The organism is Halomonas sp. HNIBRBA4712 (assembly GCF_043558675.1).
In the GTDB taxonomy this organism is placed as follows: Bacteria; Pseudomonadota; Gammaproteobacteria; order Pseudomonadales; family Halomonadaceae; genus Vreelandella.
Genome location: NZ_JBIFXR010000003.1, coordinates 359670 through 373484, shown reverse-complemented (window position 1 = coordinate 373484; position 13815 = coordinate 359670). Strand labels below are relative to the sequence as shown.

Annotated in this window: 13 protein-coding genes; 9 read left to right on the top strand and 4 right to left on the bottom strand. The window is 63.0% G+C overall.

Features of this window, described 5'->3' with window-relative positions; all coding sequences use genetic code 11:
- Both doeB and ACGK9R_RS08940 read left to right on the top strand, forming a co-directional pair.
- The gene (doeB, locus tag ACGK9R_RS08945) at positions 1 to 1032 is read left to right on the top strand and encodes a N(2)-acetyl-L-2,4-diaminobutanoate deacetylase DoeB (protein ID WP_394580365.1); all 1032 of its coding nucleotides are present in this window, start codon (positions 1 to 3) and stop codon (positions 1030 to 1032) included.
- Between the two features lie 7 nt (positions 1033 to 1039).
- Positions 1040 to 1516 (top strand): Lrp/AsnC family transcriptional regulator, encoded by a 477-nt coding sequence (locus ACGK9R_RS08940; RefSeq protein ID WP_394580363.1) that lies wholly within the window; start codon positions 1040 to 1042, stop codon positions 1514 to 1516.
- Here ACGK9R_RS08940 and ACGK9R_RS08935 read toward each other — a convergent pair.
- Positions 1511 to 2740, bottom strand: coding sequence for a GGDEF domain-containing protein (locus tag ACGK9R_RS08935; protein ID WP_394580361.1), 1230 nt, complete (start codon positions 2738 to 2740; stop codon positions 1511 to 1513). The genes ACGK9R_RS08940 and ACGK9R_RS08935 overlap by 6 nt on opposite strands.
- Before the next feature lie 300 nt (positions 2741 to 3040).
- Here ACGK9R_RS08935 and ACGK9R_RS08930 point away from each other — a divergent pair, with 300 nt between their 5' ends.
- The 5 genes from ACGK9R_RS08930 to ACGK9R_RS08910 all read left to right on the top strand — a co-directional run bounded on the left by ACGK9R_RS08930 (position 3041) and on the right by ACGK9R_RS08910 (position 8784).
- Positions 3041 to 4525 (top strand): NAD-dependent succinate-semialdehyde dehydrogenase, encoded by a 1485-nt coding sequence (locus ACGK9R_RS08930; protein ID WP_394580359.1) that lies wholly within the window; start codon positions 3041 to 3043, stop codon positions 4523 to 4525.
- 117 nt (positions 4526 to 4642) lie between these two features.
- Positions 4643 to 6076 carry an aspartate aminotransferase family protein gene (locus ACGK9R_RS08925; RefSeq protein ID WP_394580358.1) on the top strand — a complete coding sequence of 478 codons (1434 nt, stop codon included), beginning with the start codon at positions 4643 to 4645 and terminating at the stop codon, positions 6074 to 6076.
- Positions 6077 to 6193: 117 nt separating this feature from the next.
- Positions 6194 to 6874 carry a haloacid dehalogenase type II gene (locus tag ACGK9R_RS08920; RefSeq protein WP_394580356.1) on the top strand — a complete coding sequence of 227 codons (681 nt, stop codon included), beginning with the start codon at positions 6194 to 6196 and terminating at the stop codon, positions 6872 to 6874.
- 86 nt (positions 6875 to 6960) lie between these two features.
- Complete coding sequence (locus ACGK9R_RS08915) at positions 6961 to 8001, top strand: CNNM domain-containing protein (RefSeq protein WP_394580354.1); 1041 nt, start codon at positions 6961 to 6963, stop codon at positions 7999 to 8001.
- A 132-nt stretch (positions 8002 to 8133) separates the two neighbouring features.
- Positions 8134 to 8784 (top strand): peroxiredoxin, encoded by a 651-nt coding sequence (locus ACGK9R_RS08910; protein ID WP_394580352.1) that lies wholly within the window; start codon positions 8134 to 8136, stop codon positions 8782 to 8784.
- 94 nt (positions 8785 to 8878) lie between these two features.
- Here the strand turns inward: ACGK9R_RS08910 and ACGK9R_RS08905 are convergent, their stop codons facing one another.
- The gene (locus ACGK9R_RS08905; RefSeq protein ID WP_394580350.1) at positions 8879 to 10147 is read right to left on the bottom strand and encodes a methyl-accepting chemotaxis protein; all 1269 of its coding nucleotides are present in this window, start codon (positions 10145 to 10147) and stop codon (positions 8879 to 8881) included.
- 431 nt (positions 10148 to 10578) lie between these two features.
- Between ACGK9R_RS08905 and ACGK9R_RS08900 the strand changes: the two genes are divergently transcribed.
- Together ACGK9R_RS08900 and ACGK9R_RS08895 are read left to right on the top strand one after the other, a co-directional pair.
- A complete protein-coding gene (locus ACGK9R_RS08900; protein ID WP_394580348.1) occupies positions 10579 to 12063 on the top strand; it encodes a SulP family inorganic anion transporter in 1485 nt (494 codons plus the stop codon).
- 44 nt (positions 12064 to 12107) lie between these two features.
- On the top strand, positions 12108 to 12959 hold the full coding sequence (locus tag ACGK9R_RS08895; RefSeq protein ID WP_394580346.1) for a universal stress protein: 852 nt from the start codon (positions 12108 to 12110) through the stop codon (positions 12957 to 12959).
- Here the strand turns inward: ACGK9R_RS08895 and ACGK9R_RS08890 are convergent.
- Positions 12956 to 13342 (bottom strand): fluoride efflux transporter FluC, encoded by a 387-nt coding sequence (locus tag ACGK9R_RS08890; protein ID WP_394580344.1) that lies wholly within the window; start codon positions 13340 to 13342, stop codon positions 12956 to 12958. The two genes, ACGK9R_RS08895 and ACGK9R_RS08890, sit on opposite strands and share 4 nt — an antisense overlap.
- Positions 13339 to 13725: a CrcB family protein gene (locus tag ACGK9R_RS08885; RefSeq protein WP_394580342.1), complete on the bottom strand. Its 387-nt coding sequence runs from the start codon at positions 13723 to 13725 to the stop codon at positions 13339 to 13341. The genes ACGK9R_RS08890 and ACGK9R_RS08885 overlap by 4 nt, the downstream gene beginning before the upstream one ends.
- Between the last annotated feature and the right edge of the window lie 90 nt (positions 13726 to 13815).

Sequence of the window (13815 nt, the reverse complement as noted above, 5' to 3'; positions counted from 1 at the left end):
ATGACTCAGCAAGCGCCGACCCGCCGACCCAGCCCCGTTTCCGCCACCGTCGATTTCGACGCCGACGGCGTTCAGCACGGCTTTTTGAAGCTGCCGATCTCCACCGATATCTCCGCCTGGGGCGCGGTGATGATCCCCATTACCGTAGTGAAAAACGGCGAAGGCCCCACCGCGCTTTTGACCGGCGGCAACCATGGCGACGAGTACGAGGGCATCACGTCGCTGTTGAAGCTCTCCAATGCGCTTACCGCCGACGAGGTCAAGGGCCGGGTGATCATAGTACCCTGTATGAACACGCCGGCGGTGATGGCCGGCACGCGCACCTCGCCGATGGACAAGGGCAACCTGAATCGGAGCTTTCCCGGCGACCCGGACGGCTCCGTCACCTCCCAGATCGCCGACTACTTCACCCGCGTGCTGGTGCCGATGAGCGATGTCGTGCTCGATCTGCACTCCGGCGGGCGCACGCTCGACATTCTACCGTTTGGCGCCTCCCACGTGCTCGACGACAAGGAGCAGCAGCAGGCCGCCCTCGAAGGCGCCAAGGCCTTCGGCGCCCCCTACGCCATGGTGATGTTCGAGCTCGACGCCGAAAAACTCTTCGATACCGCCTGCGAGCGCCAGGGCAAGGTGTTCGTGGCCACCGAACTCGGCGGCGGGGGCACCTCGACCCCGCAAAGCATGGCGATCACCGAGCAGGGCGTGCGCAACTTTCTCGTTCACTACGGGCTGGTCGACGGCGAGGTGGTCATGCCGGAAGGGGGCCAGATCTATCTCGATATGCCGGATGCCAGCTGCTACGTGCAGAGCCAGCACCAGGGCGTGCTGGAGCTGACCGTGGCGCTGGGTGAGGCGGTGAAAAAGGGCCAGACCATCGCCTACGTGTACGACATGTCGCGAAGCGGTGCCGAGCCGGTGGCCTACCAGGCCGAGCGCGACGGCATTTTAATGGCGCGCCGCGCGCCGTCGCTGATCAACATGGGAGACACGCTGGCAGTGATCGCCGATGTCGTCGATCGACTGGAGGCTTGAGCGCCGCGTGCATAAACTCGACCGTTATGATCTCAAGATTCTCGATATTCTGAGCCGCGAAGGGCGCATCACCAAGTCGCGCTTGGCCGAGGCGATCAATCTCTCGATCAGCCCCTGCTGGGAGCGGGTCAAGCGGCTGGAGAAAGCGGGCATCATCGAAGGCTACAGCGCGCGCATCAAAGCAGAGGCGCTGGTGCCGCGTAACCCGGTGTGGGTGCAGATCGAGCTCAAGGCGCACAACGCCGAGAGCTTTTCGCGCTTCGAGGCGCTGGTGCGCGAGACGCCGGAGGTCACCGAGTGCGTAGCCGTTGGCGGCGGGGTGGATTACCTGGTCAAGTTCGAGGCGCGCTCGATCGATAGCTACCAGCGGCTGATGGATCGCTGGCTGATCAGTGACGCCGGAATCGAGCGCTACTTCACCTATATCGTGACCAAGACCGTCAAACGCGAGCCGCTGGCGCTCGCCCCCGAAGATTTTTCATGAACAGGCATCGTTTGGCAGCGTAACAGGCGCTTGGGCATAACGTCGCTGACATGCTCGATTGCGCCCCTGCTGCTTGGCGTGGTAAAGCGCCTCGTCGGCGCAGCGTGTCAATGTCTTGAGCGTGGTTCGCTGATCGAGCGTCGCGCAGCAGACGCCCAGACTTGCCGTTACCCTGCCCGCTTGAGTGGTCCGATGCGCGATGTCGAGCTCGGCGATGCGTTGGCGAATGGTTTCGGCTTTGATCAGCGCCTTTTGCGCCATCACGTCGTCGCCGTTCGGCGCCTCTTCGTCATACTGCAATACCAGAAATTCTTCACCGCCGTAGCGGCAGACTACATCGCTCGGCGCGCAGGCACCCTTGATGGCGTTGGCGACGGCGCGCAGGCAGCTGTCGCCTTCGCCGTGGCCGTAATGGTCGTTGTACTCCTTGAAATGGTCGATGTCGACGAGGATGACCGCTGCTTTCAGCGGCGATCCCTGGCGCTTGGCCAGCTTCTCTTCGTGGTACGCCAACGCCCGGCGATTGGCAAGCCCGGTGAGCGGGTCGAGAGAGGAGAGGCGCTCGAGTTCGGCGTTTCTCAAGGCCAGCTCGCCACGCAACTGCTCCACGCGCAGGTTTTCAAGATAGAGTCGCAGGGATTCGGCACAAAAGCGGTAGTTGGCCATCAATGAGAGCACCAGCACCGGCACGCCCAGCGACACGTGATTGAGCACATAGGCGCTGGTGACCCCCTGTAAAAACCAGATCGTGGCGTAGAGACAAGCGAACACGAACAGCGAGGCGTACAGGCTGTACTCGAAAGGCGGCGTGATCACGATAGTGAGCACGAGGATGAATACCAGGCCGGCATAGAAGTAGTTGAGCACGTTGTGATCGTTCGAGCCGATCAGTACCCCACACCAGACCACGCACCCCAAACAAGAGACCAGGGTCGCAGCGAGCTCCTTGCGGCGAATGGAAGCCGGGCGCGTGTAGTAGAACCAAAGCGCGGCGGCGGCCGGCCCGACGATCAAGCTTCGCATCAGTATCGAGCGCCAGGTGATGTCGTCGAGAAGGTGGATGTCGACCAGCGTATAGGAGAAGTAGAAAAGCACCAGCCAAACGGTAATCTGCTTTAGCGAGCGCAGACGGTCGGCGTAGCGGTCCTCGTCGTACTGATCGCGCACGGAGCGATCACCGCTGCGTCGGCTAAGCATTTGATGGTAATACGTGAGTCGATACACGAAAGCGGCCTCTGAATCCGCCCAGCGCTCACGCCCTGGCCTCTTGCCATGGCAGCCCCTCGAACGCGACAGGCTTACAAACTCCCCATATTAGGCTGCCAGCTTACTCGACAACGGGCGTTTTGTACGCAGCCTGACGGGCCGTGGCCAAAAAAAACCGCTTGGAAAGAGCTGGCAGCAAAAAAAGTATGCCAATAACGCCATCGTTTCAAAAACACTTCGTGCGCGCCAGGGCGTACCGTAACGCTACTGATCCAGCGCTTTGCCGCTGTCGCGTTTTAGTGACTCAAGGAGGTTTAGATGACCGCGCTCTCCAATCGCCTCGACGACCCGCGCCTTTTTCGCCAGTACGCCTATATCAACGGCAAATGGACCCACGGTGAAGGTGGCCGCGAAGAGGCCGTGGTCGACCCGGCCACCAATGAAACCATCGGCCATATTCCGCTGCTCGAACCCAAGCAGGTCACCGCAGCGGTGGATGCCGCCGAGGCGGCATTCGCTCATTGGCGCCTGCTGCGCGCCGACGAGCGCTGCGAGCGCCTGCTCGCCTGGTATGACCTGATCCAGCAAAACCGCGAGGATCTGGCGCGCATCATGACCCTGGAGCAGGGCAAGCCGCTGCCGGACGCGCGTGGCGAGGTGGAGTACGGCGCAAGCTTTGTGCGCTGGTTCGCCGAAGAGGGCAAGCGCACCTACGGCGAAACCATCCCCAGCCACATTCCCAACGCCAGTCTCGGCACGATCAAGGAGCCGGTCGGCATTGCCGCGATGATCACGCCCTGGAACTTTCCGCTGGCGATGATCACCCGCAAGGCGGCGGCGGCGCTCGCCGCGGGCTGCCCGGTCATCGTCAAACCCGCCAACGAGACGCCGTTTTCCGCCCTGGCGCTGGCCGAGCTTGCCGAGCGTGCGGGTATTCCCGCGGGCATCTTCAACGTGGTGCTGGGCGAGCCTACCGAGGTTTCGAAGATTCTCTGTAGCGAGCCGCGCATCCGAGCGCTATCGTTCACCGGCTCTACCCGCGTGGGGCGGCTTCTGATCGAGCAGAGCGCGAATACCGTCAAGCGGCTGGCGCTTGAGCTCGGCGGCAACGCGCCGTTCATCGTCGGCCCGGATATGAATCCGCGCGAGGCAGCACTCGCCGCCGTGGCGGCGAAGTTCCAGACCGCCGGGCAGGATTGTCTGGCCGCCAACCGGATTCTGGTCCACGAATCGATCCATGACGAATTCGTCACTGCGTTTGCCGAGCGCATGGCCGCGCTCACCGTGGGCAACGGCTTCAAGAGCGAGGTGGACCTCGGCCCGCTGATTCACCGCCAGGCGGTAGAAAAAGCCGCCGCGATCGTCGACGACGCGCTCTCCAAGGGCGCGACGCTGGTCGCGGGCGATCAGACCGGCGCGCCGGGGGAAAACTTCTTCATGCCGGTGATGCTGACGGGCGTTACGCCGCAGATGAAGGTATGGCGCGAGGAGAACTTTGCCCCGGTCGCCGGTATCACCGCTTACGCCAGCGATGACGAAGTCATCGACATGGCCAATGACACCGAGTACGGCCTGGCGGCCTACGTCTACACCCACGACATTCGCCGCATCTGGAAGCTGATGCGGGCACTCGAGTACGGCATGGTCAGCGTCAACTCGGTCAAGATGACCGGCCCGCCGGTGCCTTTCGGCGGCGTCAAGCAGTCGGGCCTTGGTCGCGAGGGCGGTGCCACCGGCATCGACGAGTACCTGGAAACCAAGTACTACTGCCTCGGGGCGCTAGGCTCGGTCTCCGGCAGCTGAATGTCCGGCGCCGAAAAGAGCGCGATGGTTTTGCAACGATCGTTTCCAACGACGTTTTTTCAAGATAGTGAATGCCCCGTTCGATGGCGGGCGGGGCGCGTGTACAGAAGGCAGCGTATGAGTCAGCATCAGCAGTTAATCGATCGCGACCGCAAGGTCACCTTTCACGCCTCGACCCACCTGAAGGACTTCGCCCACGGCGACGCCCCGGGCCGCGTGATCACCGGCGGCCAGGGCATCCATATCGTCGACAAGGATGGGCGCGAGTTCATCGACGGCTTCGCCGGGCTCTATTGTGTGAACATTGGCTACGGGCGCACCGAAGTCGCCGAGGCGATCTACCAGCAGGCGCTGGAGCTCTCCTACTACCACACCTACGTGGGCCACGCCAACGAGCCGCAAATCGAGCTCTCCGAGCGCATCGTCAAGGCCGCGGGCATGAACATGTCGAAGGTCTACTACGGCATGTCAGGCAGTGATGCCAACGAAACCCAGCTCAAGATCGTGCGCTACTACAACAATGTGCTGGGCCGTCCGCAGAAGAAGAAAGTGATCTCGCGGATGCGCGGCTACCACGGCTCCGGCATCGCGTCGGGCTCGCTCACCGGGCTCAAGGCATTTCACGATCATTTCGACCTGCCGATCGATACCATCCGCCACACCGAGGCGCCGCACTACTATCTGCGCGCCGCCGAGCAGCACGGCATGACCGAGCGCGAGTTTTCCGCGTTCTGTGCCGATAAGCTCGAGTCGATGATTCTGGACGAAGGCCCGGACACCGTGGCGGCCTTCATCGGCGAGCCGGTGCTCGGCACCGGCGGCATCGTGCCGCCGCCGGAGGGCTATTGGGAAGCGATCCAGGCGGTACTGAAAAAGTACGACGTGCTCTTGATTGCCGATGAAGTGGTATGCGGCTTCGGGCGCACCGGGTCCGCCTTCGGCAGCCACCACTACGGTATCGAGCCGGATCTGGTCACCATCGCCAAAGGCTTGACCAGCGCCTACCAGCCGCTCTCGGGGGTGATCGTCGGCGACAAGGTATGGAAAGTGCTCGAAGCCGGCACCGGCGAGTTCGGCCCGATCGGCCACGGCTGGACCTACTCCGGCCACGCGCTCGGCTGCGCGGCGGGGCTTGCGAACCTGGACATCATCGAGCACGAGAACCTGGTCGGCAACGCCGCCGAAACCGGCGACTACTTCCAGCGCCAGCTGAAAGCGACCTTCGAAGGCCATCCGCTTCTGGGCGACGTGCGCGGCGTGGGCCTGATGGCCGCACTCGAGTTCTCGCCGGAGGCGAAACAGCGCCTGCACTTCGACCCCGCACTCAAGGTCGGCCCACGGGTCGCCGCCGCCGCGCTCGAGGAGAACCTGATCGCCCGCGCCATGCCCCAGGGCGACATCCTCGGCTTCGCGCCGCCCTTGACCATCAACCGCCAGGAAGTGGACGAGGTGATCCGCCGGGCCAAACGTGCCGTCGACCGCGTCACCGACGAGCTGACCCGCTCCGGCGATCTCAAGACCGGTGCGCAGGAAGCGGCGTTCACCGTCTGACGTCTTGCGATCGTCATGATGCTGGTTCAAACGCCGCTGCGTAAGGCAGCGGCGTTCTTGTTTTGCGTCGAGCAAACTACGCTTGTAACACAGCGACTCACACAAGCGAGGTACACCATGCAGCCGGTTCTAGCTTTTGACGTCTACGGGACGTTGATCGACACCCAGGGCGTCGTTGATGAGCTTGAGCGTCGTTTGAAGACGCCTTCCAGCGCCCAGGAGTTCTCGAGGCGCTGGCGCGAGAAGCAGCTCGAGTACAGCTTTCGCTTCGGCCTGATGGGGGCTTACGTCGACTTCGCCGAGTGCACTCACAAGGCGCTGCTCTTTACCGATCGCGCGATGCAGGCCGGTCTCTCCGAGAACGACTGTGATCATCTGATGAGCGTTTACGCCGAGCTTCCCGCCTTCAGCGAGGTGGGCGCGGCGCTTTCGCAGCTCAAGGCGGCCGGGGTTCGCTGCGTGGCGTTCTCCAACGGCACCGAGGAGGCGGTTGGGGGGCTTTTGAGCAAGGCGGGGCTGACCGGCTACATGGACGATCTGGTGAGCGTGGATACGATCAAGCGCTTCAAGCCCGACCCCGCCGTCTACGCGTATTTGCGCACGCGGCTGGAGGCACGCCCGGAGCATACCTGGCTTGTGTCGAGTAACGCCTTCGACGTCATCGGCGCCAAGCACGCCGGGCTGAAAAGTGCCTGGGTGCGCCGGCGAAGCGATGCGCCCTTCGACCCCTGGGGCATCGAGCCGGACATGACCGTGACCGATCTCGAGGCGTTTGCGCAGCGTCTGCTGGACACCTGACTCACTCGAGCCTTGTCTCTCGGGCCGTATTGACAGGCGACGCGCGGACTCCTATAACCGCTCAAGACCCTTACCGACGAGCCACCATGCTGCTTCTGATCATCACCGCCACACTTGCGATTGCGCTGTCGTTTCTTTGCTCGATTCTCGAGGCGGCGCTTTTATCTCTCACGCCGAGCTACATCGCTCGGCTCAAGAACGACAACCCGCGGCTTCACGCTTCGCTTGATCACTTCAAGCGCCAGATCGACCGGCCGCTGGCGGCGATTCTCACGCTCAATACCATTGCCCACACGGTCGGGGCGACTGCGGTAGGCGCTCAGGCAGCGGTGGTGTTTGGCGAGGCGTCGATCGCCATCGTCTCGGCGGTGATGACGCTTCTGATTCTGGTGCTCTCGGAGATCATTCCCAAGACCATCGGCGCCACCTATTGGCAGGCCATCGCGCCGTTTCTGCCGCGCCTGCTCAAACCGATGATCGTCGCACTGCTGCCGTTCATCTGGCTTTCCGAACAGATCACGCGGCGTTTGGGCAGCGCCGAGCACGACGTGGACCTGCGCGATGAGATCAAGGTACTGGCCCGCACCGGGCTCGAGCAGCGCGTGCTCGATGAAGACGAGTCGCGCACCATCGTCAACGTGCTGAACCTGCACGAGATCAAGGTCTCTCAGGCAATGACGCCGCGCACGGTGTGCGAAACGGTGCCGCCCAACATGACCGTGGCCGAGTTCGACGCCCTCCACGGCAAAACCTCCTTCACCCGCTTTCCGGTGATGGATGCCGCCGAGCAGCCCTTCGGCTACGTGCACAAGGCCGATACCTACCACGCCGGCGACGAGCGCATCGTGAGCGAGCTGATGCATTCGGTCGGCCGGGTGGACGCCGCCGACAACGTCGAGCGCGTCTTCGTTTCGATGCTCAAGGATCACACCCACATGCGGGTGGTCCATGACGAGCACGGCACCTTCGTCGGGCTGATCACCCTCGAGGACATTCTCGAGACCCTGCTGGGCCAGGATATCGTCGATGAAACCGACAGCGTGACCAACCTGCGCCATCACGCTCGCCAGCGCTGGCTGGGCCGCGTCAAACGCGACCGCGAGGCGCCCACGCCGCCGCGAGAGTAAGCCGCGACGCCGACCCGGGCGAGCCAGGAACAGGCGGGGTTGAGTCACAGTCTTATAGCAAAACGTTCCATGGAGAATTGCCTGAACGTGGTTTAAGGTATTAAAAGTTCGCTCAATTGAAGAGGAGGCACCATGTCACTACGTATCAATGCCGTCGTTCCGGATTTCGATGCCGAGACCAGCCAGGGCTCGATTCGCTTTCACGACTGGATCGGCGACAGCTGGGCGATCCTGTTCTCCCACCCCAAGGATTTCACCCCGGTATGCACCACCGAGTTCGGCGCGGTGGCCAAGCTCGATGAAGAGTGGAAAAAACGCGGCACCAAGGTGATCGGGGTTTCCGTTGATGGCGTCGAGGACCACAAGCGCTGGGCGGGAGACATCGAAACCTACAGCGGCAGTTCGGTGGGTTTTCCGATCATCGCTGACGAGGGCCTCGAGGTCTCCAAGCTGTTCGACATGCTGCCGGAAGACGCCTACCTGCCCGATGGCCGCACGCCTGCGGATAGCGCTACGGTGCGTTCGGTGTTCATCATCGGCCCGGACAAGCAGCTGAAGCTCTCCATGACCTACCCGATGACGGTCGGGCGCAACTTCGGCGAGATTCTGCGCGCTCTCGATGCGCTGCAGGCAACCGCTCAACACGGCATCGCTACACCGGCGGACTGGACCGTGGGGCAGGACGTGATCATTCCGCCGAGCGTGTCCAACGAAGACGCGAAGGCGAAGTTCGGTGAGTTCGACGCGGTGCTGCCGTACCTGCGCAAGACTTCCCTGAAGTAACCCCTCTCTTGCCCGGATGCCCGGCGCAAGAGACGAAAAGGCGGCTACCCGAGCCGCCTTTTTGCTGCGCGCTTTTCAGACCTGAGCGCCGTGCTCAGGAGGATTGCAGTGCCAGGCGCTCAACAGAAGTGGAGACCCCGCGGGCGCCGGCGAGGATCTCGTTGACGATGACTTCGATTTCGCCAACGCTTGCCTGGCTGGTCTTGCCCTGTTCGACCACCTGGGAGACCGCCTGGCTCGTGCGCTCGACCAGCTCGCTGTTCTCCTTGAGCACCCGGGTAATCTCTTCGACCGCGTCGCTGGAGCCCTTGGCCAGTTGGCGCACCTCGTTTGCGACCACGGCGAAGCCGCGGCCCTGCTCGCCCGCCCGAGCCGCTTCCACCGCCGCGTTCAGCGAAAGAAGGTTGGTCTGGTTGGCGATCCTGGCGATCGAGGCAGTGATGCTGTTGATCGTTTGCGCCTGCTTGTTGAGTGCGGCCATCAGCGTTTGGGCGTCTTCCAGCGTTTGAGCCGCCTGGCGCGACTCCTCGAGCACCCGGTGCAGGTGGTCGAGCCCGTTCTGGGCGATCTGCTCGGTCTGGCTCGAAGTGCTCTGGGCGCTGAGCACCGCACGCCGGGCGGCTTCGCCTTCGCGCACCGCCGCGGTGATGTCGGTGGCGAACTTGACCACCTTGATCACCTGGCCCTGCTTGTCGTAGACCGGGTTGTAGGTCGCTTCGAGCCAGACGCTCTTGCCCTGGCTGTCGATGCGTTCGAACTTGCCCTGCTTGAACTGGCCGCTGGCAAGCTCTGACCAGAAGGTGGTGAGCCTGGGTAGAAAGTCGGCGGTGCAAAACAGGCGGTGATGCTGCCCCTTGATCTGGGCGCTTGAGTAGCCCATGGTGCGCTCGAAATTGGCATTGGCATTGAGAATGGTGCCGTCGGGGGTGAACTCGATCACCGCCATGGAGCTATCCAGCGCTTTGAGCACGGCGCTGTGGTTTTCGGCGCTCTGGTGGCGGGTGGAGATGTCGCTGGCGATCTTGACGATCCGGTCCACCTTGCCGCGCCGGTTTCTCACCGGCAGGTAGATCGCCTCGAGCCACAGGTCTTCACCGCTGGCGCTGATCCGGCGAAAACTTCCCTGCTGGGGTTCGCCCCGGGCAAGCGCCGCCCAGAAGCGCTGATAATCCTGAGAGCCGACCTCTTCCGGCGGGCAGAAAAGGCTGTGGTGCTGGCCCACGATATCCTCGAGCCGGTAGCCGATCTTTTGCAAAAAGATCGGGCTCGCGTCCTCGATGACGCCTTCCGGCGAGAAGTGAATGCTGGCGGTATGCGCCTGCAGAGCGAGAGGGAGCGCATCGTATTTGAGGAACGTGAGCATGGTCGGATCTCGGTGAGTAGCGTGGTCTGTCAGGAAAGAGTTTGTACAACTATTTGTACATAGTTTGTACTAAATTTTTAGTAGCGCAAATATTTATCATCACTCTTTTTCATTAGAGTAATGCTGGTCCGGGGTTTTGCGTACTGGTCGGTTGCAAACAATTGTGTCGTGCCGCCCGGGCGCAAGCCGGGTGGCAAGAAAAATGACGCTTGCTATAATCGCGGCTCCCAAAAGGGCCCATGCGTGTGGCTCTTGTCTCGATCACTTTCCAACCGGCTCTCTTTCATGCCCTTCACCGCACTCTGGAAGATGCTTCCACCCTAGCGCTGTGCCCCTCCTTTACGGCCTCGAGCCGCCAACGCCGCACCTCTGCCGGGCGCTTTCGCCTGTGCGGGTGCGCGAATGTTTCAATCGGTTTTACGGAGTAGGGCATGGCACTTTTCCAAAAGCACGAATGGTTTTCCAATATCAAGGGCGACACGCTGTCCGGCACCGTGGTGGCGCTGGCGCTGATTCCCGAAGCGATCGCGTTTTCGATCATCGCCGGCGTCGATCCCAAGGTCGGGCTCTACGCCTCGTTTTGTATTGCGGTGATCATCGCCTTCACCGGCGGGCGCCCGGGCATGATCTCGGCGGCGACCGGTGCCATGGCGCTTCTGATGGTGACGCTGGTGCGCGAGCACGGCCTCGAGTATCTGCTGGCGGCCACACTCCTGACCGGCGTTTTGCAGATACTGGCGGGCTACTTGAGACTCGCCGAGCTGATGCGCTTCGTTTCGCGCTCGGTGGTGACCGGGTTCGTCAACGCGCTGGCGATTCTGATCTTCATGGCGCAGCTGCCGGAGCTGACCAACGTCACCTGGCACGTCTACGCCATGACGGCGGCGGGGCTTGGTATCATCTATCTGTTCCCCTATTTGCCGGTGGTCGGTAAGTCTCTGCCGTCGCCGCTGGTCTGTATCGTGGTGTTGACGATCGTCTATCTGGCAAGCGGTATGGACATTCGCACGGTCGGTGACATGGGCGAGCTGCCGGACACGCTGCCGGTGTTTTTGTGGCCGAACGTGCCGCTTACGCTCGAAACGCTGGCGATCATCTTCCCCTACGCCATCATGCTCTGCGTGGTGGGCCTTCTGGAGTCGATGATGACCGCTACTATCGTGGATGACCTGACCGATACGCCCAGCGACAAGAACCGCGAGTGCAAGGGTCAGGGTGTAGCCAACATCGGCGCCGGACTTCTGGGCGGCATGGCAGGCTGCGCGATGATTGGCCAGTCGGTGATCAACATCAAATCCGGCGGGCGTACCCGACTCTCCACCCTGATCGCCGGCGTGCTGCTGCTGTTGATGGTGGTATTTCTCTCCGACTGGGTGTCGCAAATCCCCATGGCGGCGCTGGTCGCGGTGATGATCATGGTCTCGATCGGCACCTTCAGCTGGGCCTCGATCCGCGATCTGAAAAAACATCCCATGAGCACCAATATCGTCATGCTGGCCACCGTGGCGGTCACCGTCAGCACCCACAACCTGGCGCTGGGCGTGTTCGTGGGCGTGCTGCTGGCGGCGCTGTTCTTCGCCAACAAGGTCGGGAACTTCATGGCGGTATCGAGTACGCTGAAAGGGGATATCCGCGAATACCGGGTCGCCGGGCAGGTGTTTTTCGCTTCCTCCCAGCGCTTCAACGCCGCTTTCGATATCAAGGAGAGCCTGGATCGCGTGGTGATCGATCTATCGCGCGCCCACTTCTGGGATATCACCGCGGTGCAGGCGCTCGATCGCGTGGTGATCAAGTTTCGCCGCGAAGGCACCGAGGTGGAGCTCAAGGGGCTTTCCGAAGCGAGCGCCACCGTGGTGGATCGCTACGCCGTTCACGACGACCCGAAGGCGGTCGAAAAGCTGATGGGCGATCACTGATCGTCGTTTATGTGACACAGCGTCGTTTATGTAAGGAGCAGGCCATGACCGAGCACGTATTTGCCGCCATCGACGACTCTTGCTTCGCCCAAAGCGTCAGCGAATATGGCGCCTGGGCGAGCCTGGCGCTTGGAGCGCCGCTGACGCTTTTGAACGTGATCGATAATCACGCCACGCCGCCCGGCGAGCAGGATCTCTCCGGTAATCTGTCGCTGGGCTCCCAGGAGCAGCTGATGGAGACGCTCTCCCGGTTCGACGAGCAGCGCGCCCGGGAAAACCGCCGTCAAAGCAAAGCGCTAATGGAGCGCGCTGTCGCCCACGTCGATGCTGCAGGGGGTCGCGCGCAGACGCGCACACTCAACGGTACCTTCGTCGAGACCCTGCTGGAGCTTGAAAACGAAACGCGGCTTCTGATTGTGGGCCGCCACGGCGCGCACCACGAGTCAAGCACGGCGCTTGGCGAGCATGTCGAAACCCTGGTGCGCCGGCTCAAGCGCCCGGTGCTGATCGTACCCGAGACCTTTGCGCCGCCCAGGCGGGTAATGGTCGCCTTCGACGGCAGCCAGACGGCGCGCCGGGGCGTGGAGATGCTCGCCGGCTCGCCGCTTTTTCATGGCGCCGAGTACCGCGTGGTGAGCGTTGGGCACGACACCGCCGAGCGCCGCCATGATCTCGACTGGGCGCTCTCCACCCTGCGCGCGGGAGGGCACTCGGCGGAAGGGGCGCTGATCGAAGGCGAGGTCGATCGCGTGCTGAGCGATGAGATTGCAAGCCGCGGCGTGGATCTTCTGGCGATGGGCGCCTACGGCCACTCGCGCCTGCGCCAGCTGTTGATGGGCAGCACGACCACGAAGATGCTGCGCGGCGCGCGCGTACCGGTGCTGGTGCTGCGCTAGGTGATTGGGCGGGCGAGCCGTTCGCCCAGCGCCACGCCCAAAAGCCACAGCGCGATGCTGGTCAGCGTATACCCGAGCGCAAGCCAGGCGGCGCTTTGCATGAGGTGTAAAAGCTCGAGGCTGAACAGCGAAAAGGTGGTGAAGCCTGCGCAGAACCCGCTCACCCAGAAGGCCTGCGCGCGCGCCCAGCCGCCATGTGGCGCGTAGGTGGCGCGGGCGGCGAGCCAGCCGATCAAACATGAGCCCAGCGCGTTGGCCAACAGTGTCCCCCAGGGGAAGGCATCACCCAGCGTGGCCAGTACCGCGAGCGACACCGCGTAGCGGCACAGACTCCCCAGCGCCGTGCCGAGCCCTACCAGGGCATACGCCTTGACCGTCTTCACAGGGCCGCTCCACCCAACTGCCAGCCAAGCGCCGCCAGCGCCGTGCCTAACACCAGCGTGCCCCCAAGATTGACCGTTGCCGTCAAACGGCGCTGCGACAACCAGAGTGCGCGCGTTTGCAGCGCAAGCGAGGAAACCGTGGTGTAGCCGCCGAGCAGCCCGCCCATCAGAAAAAGCCCGTGGGGCGACTCTGCCAGCGTTTTGGCGCCGAAGTGGCCAAGCAGCGCCCCGGCAGCGAGGGCACCGCTGGCGTTGACCCAGAGCGTGCCCCAGGGAAAGGGGGAGTCAAGGCGCTGCGCCAGTCGGGTCACGGCAAAGCGCCCCATGCCCCCCAGCGCCGCGCCCAGCGCCAGCAGCGCCACGTTGATCAAAGCCTGCGCCATCGAGGCCCTCTGTTACCGGTGAGTGTGAGTTATTAGTCGCCGTACAACGCAACAAGGCCCGCGCGAGGGCGGGCCTTTGGCGTGGGCCGA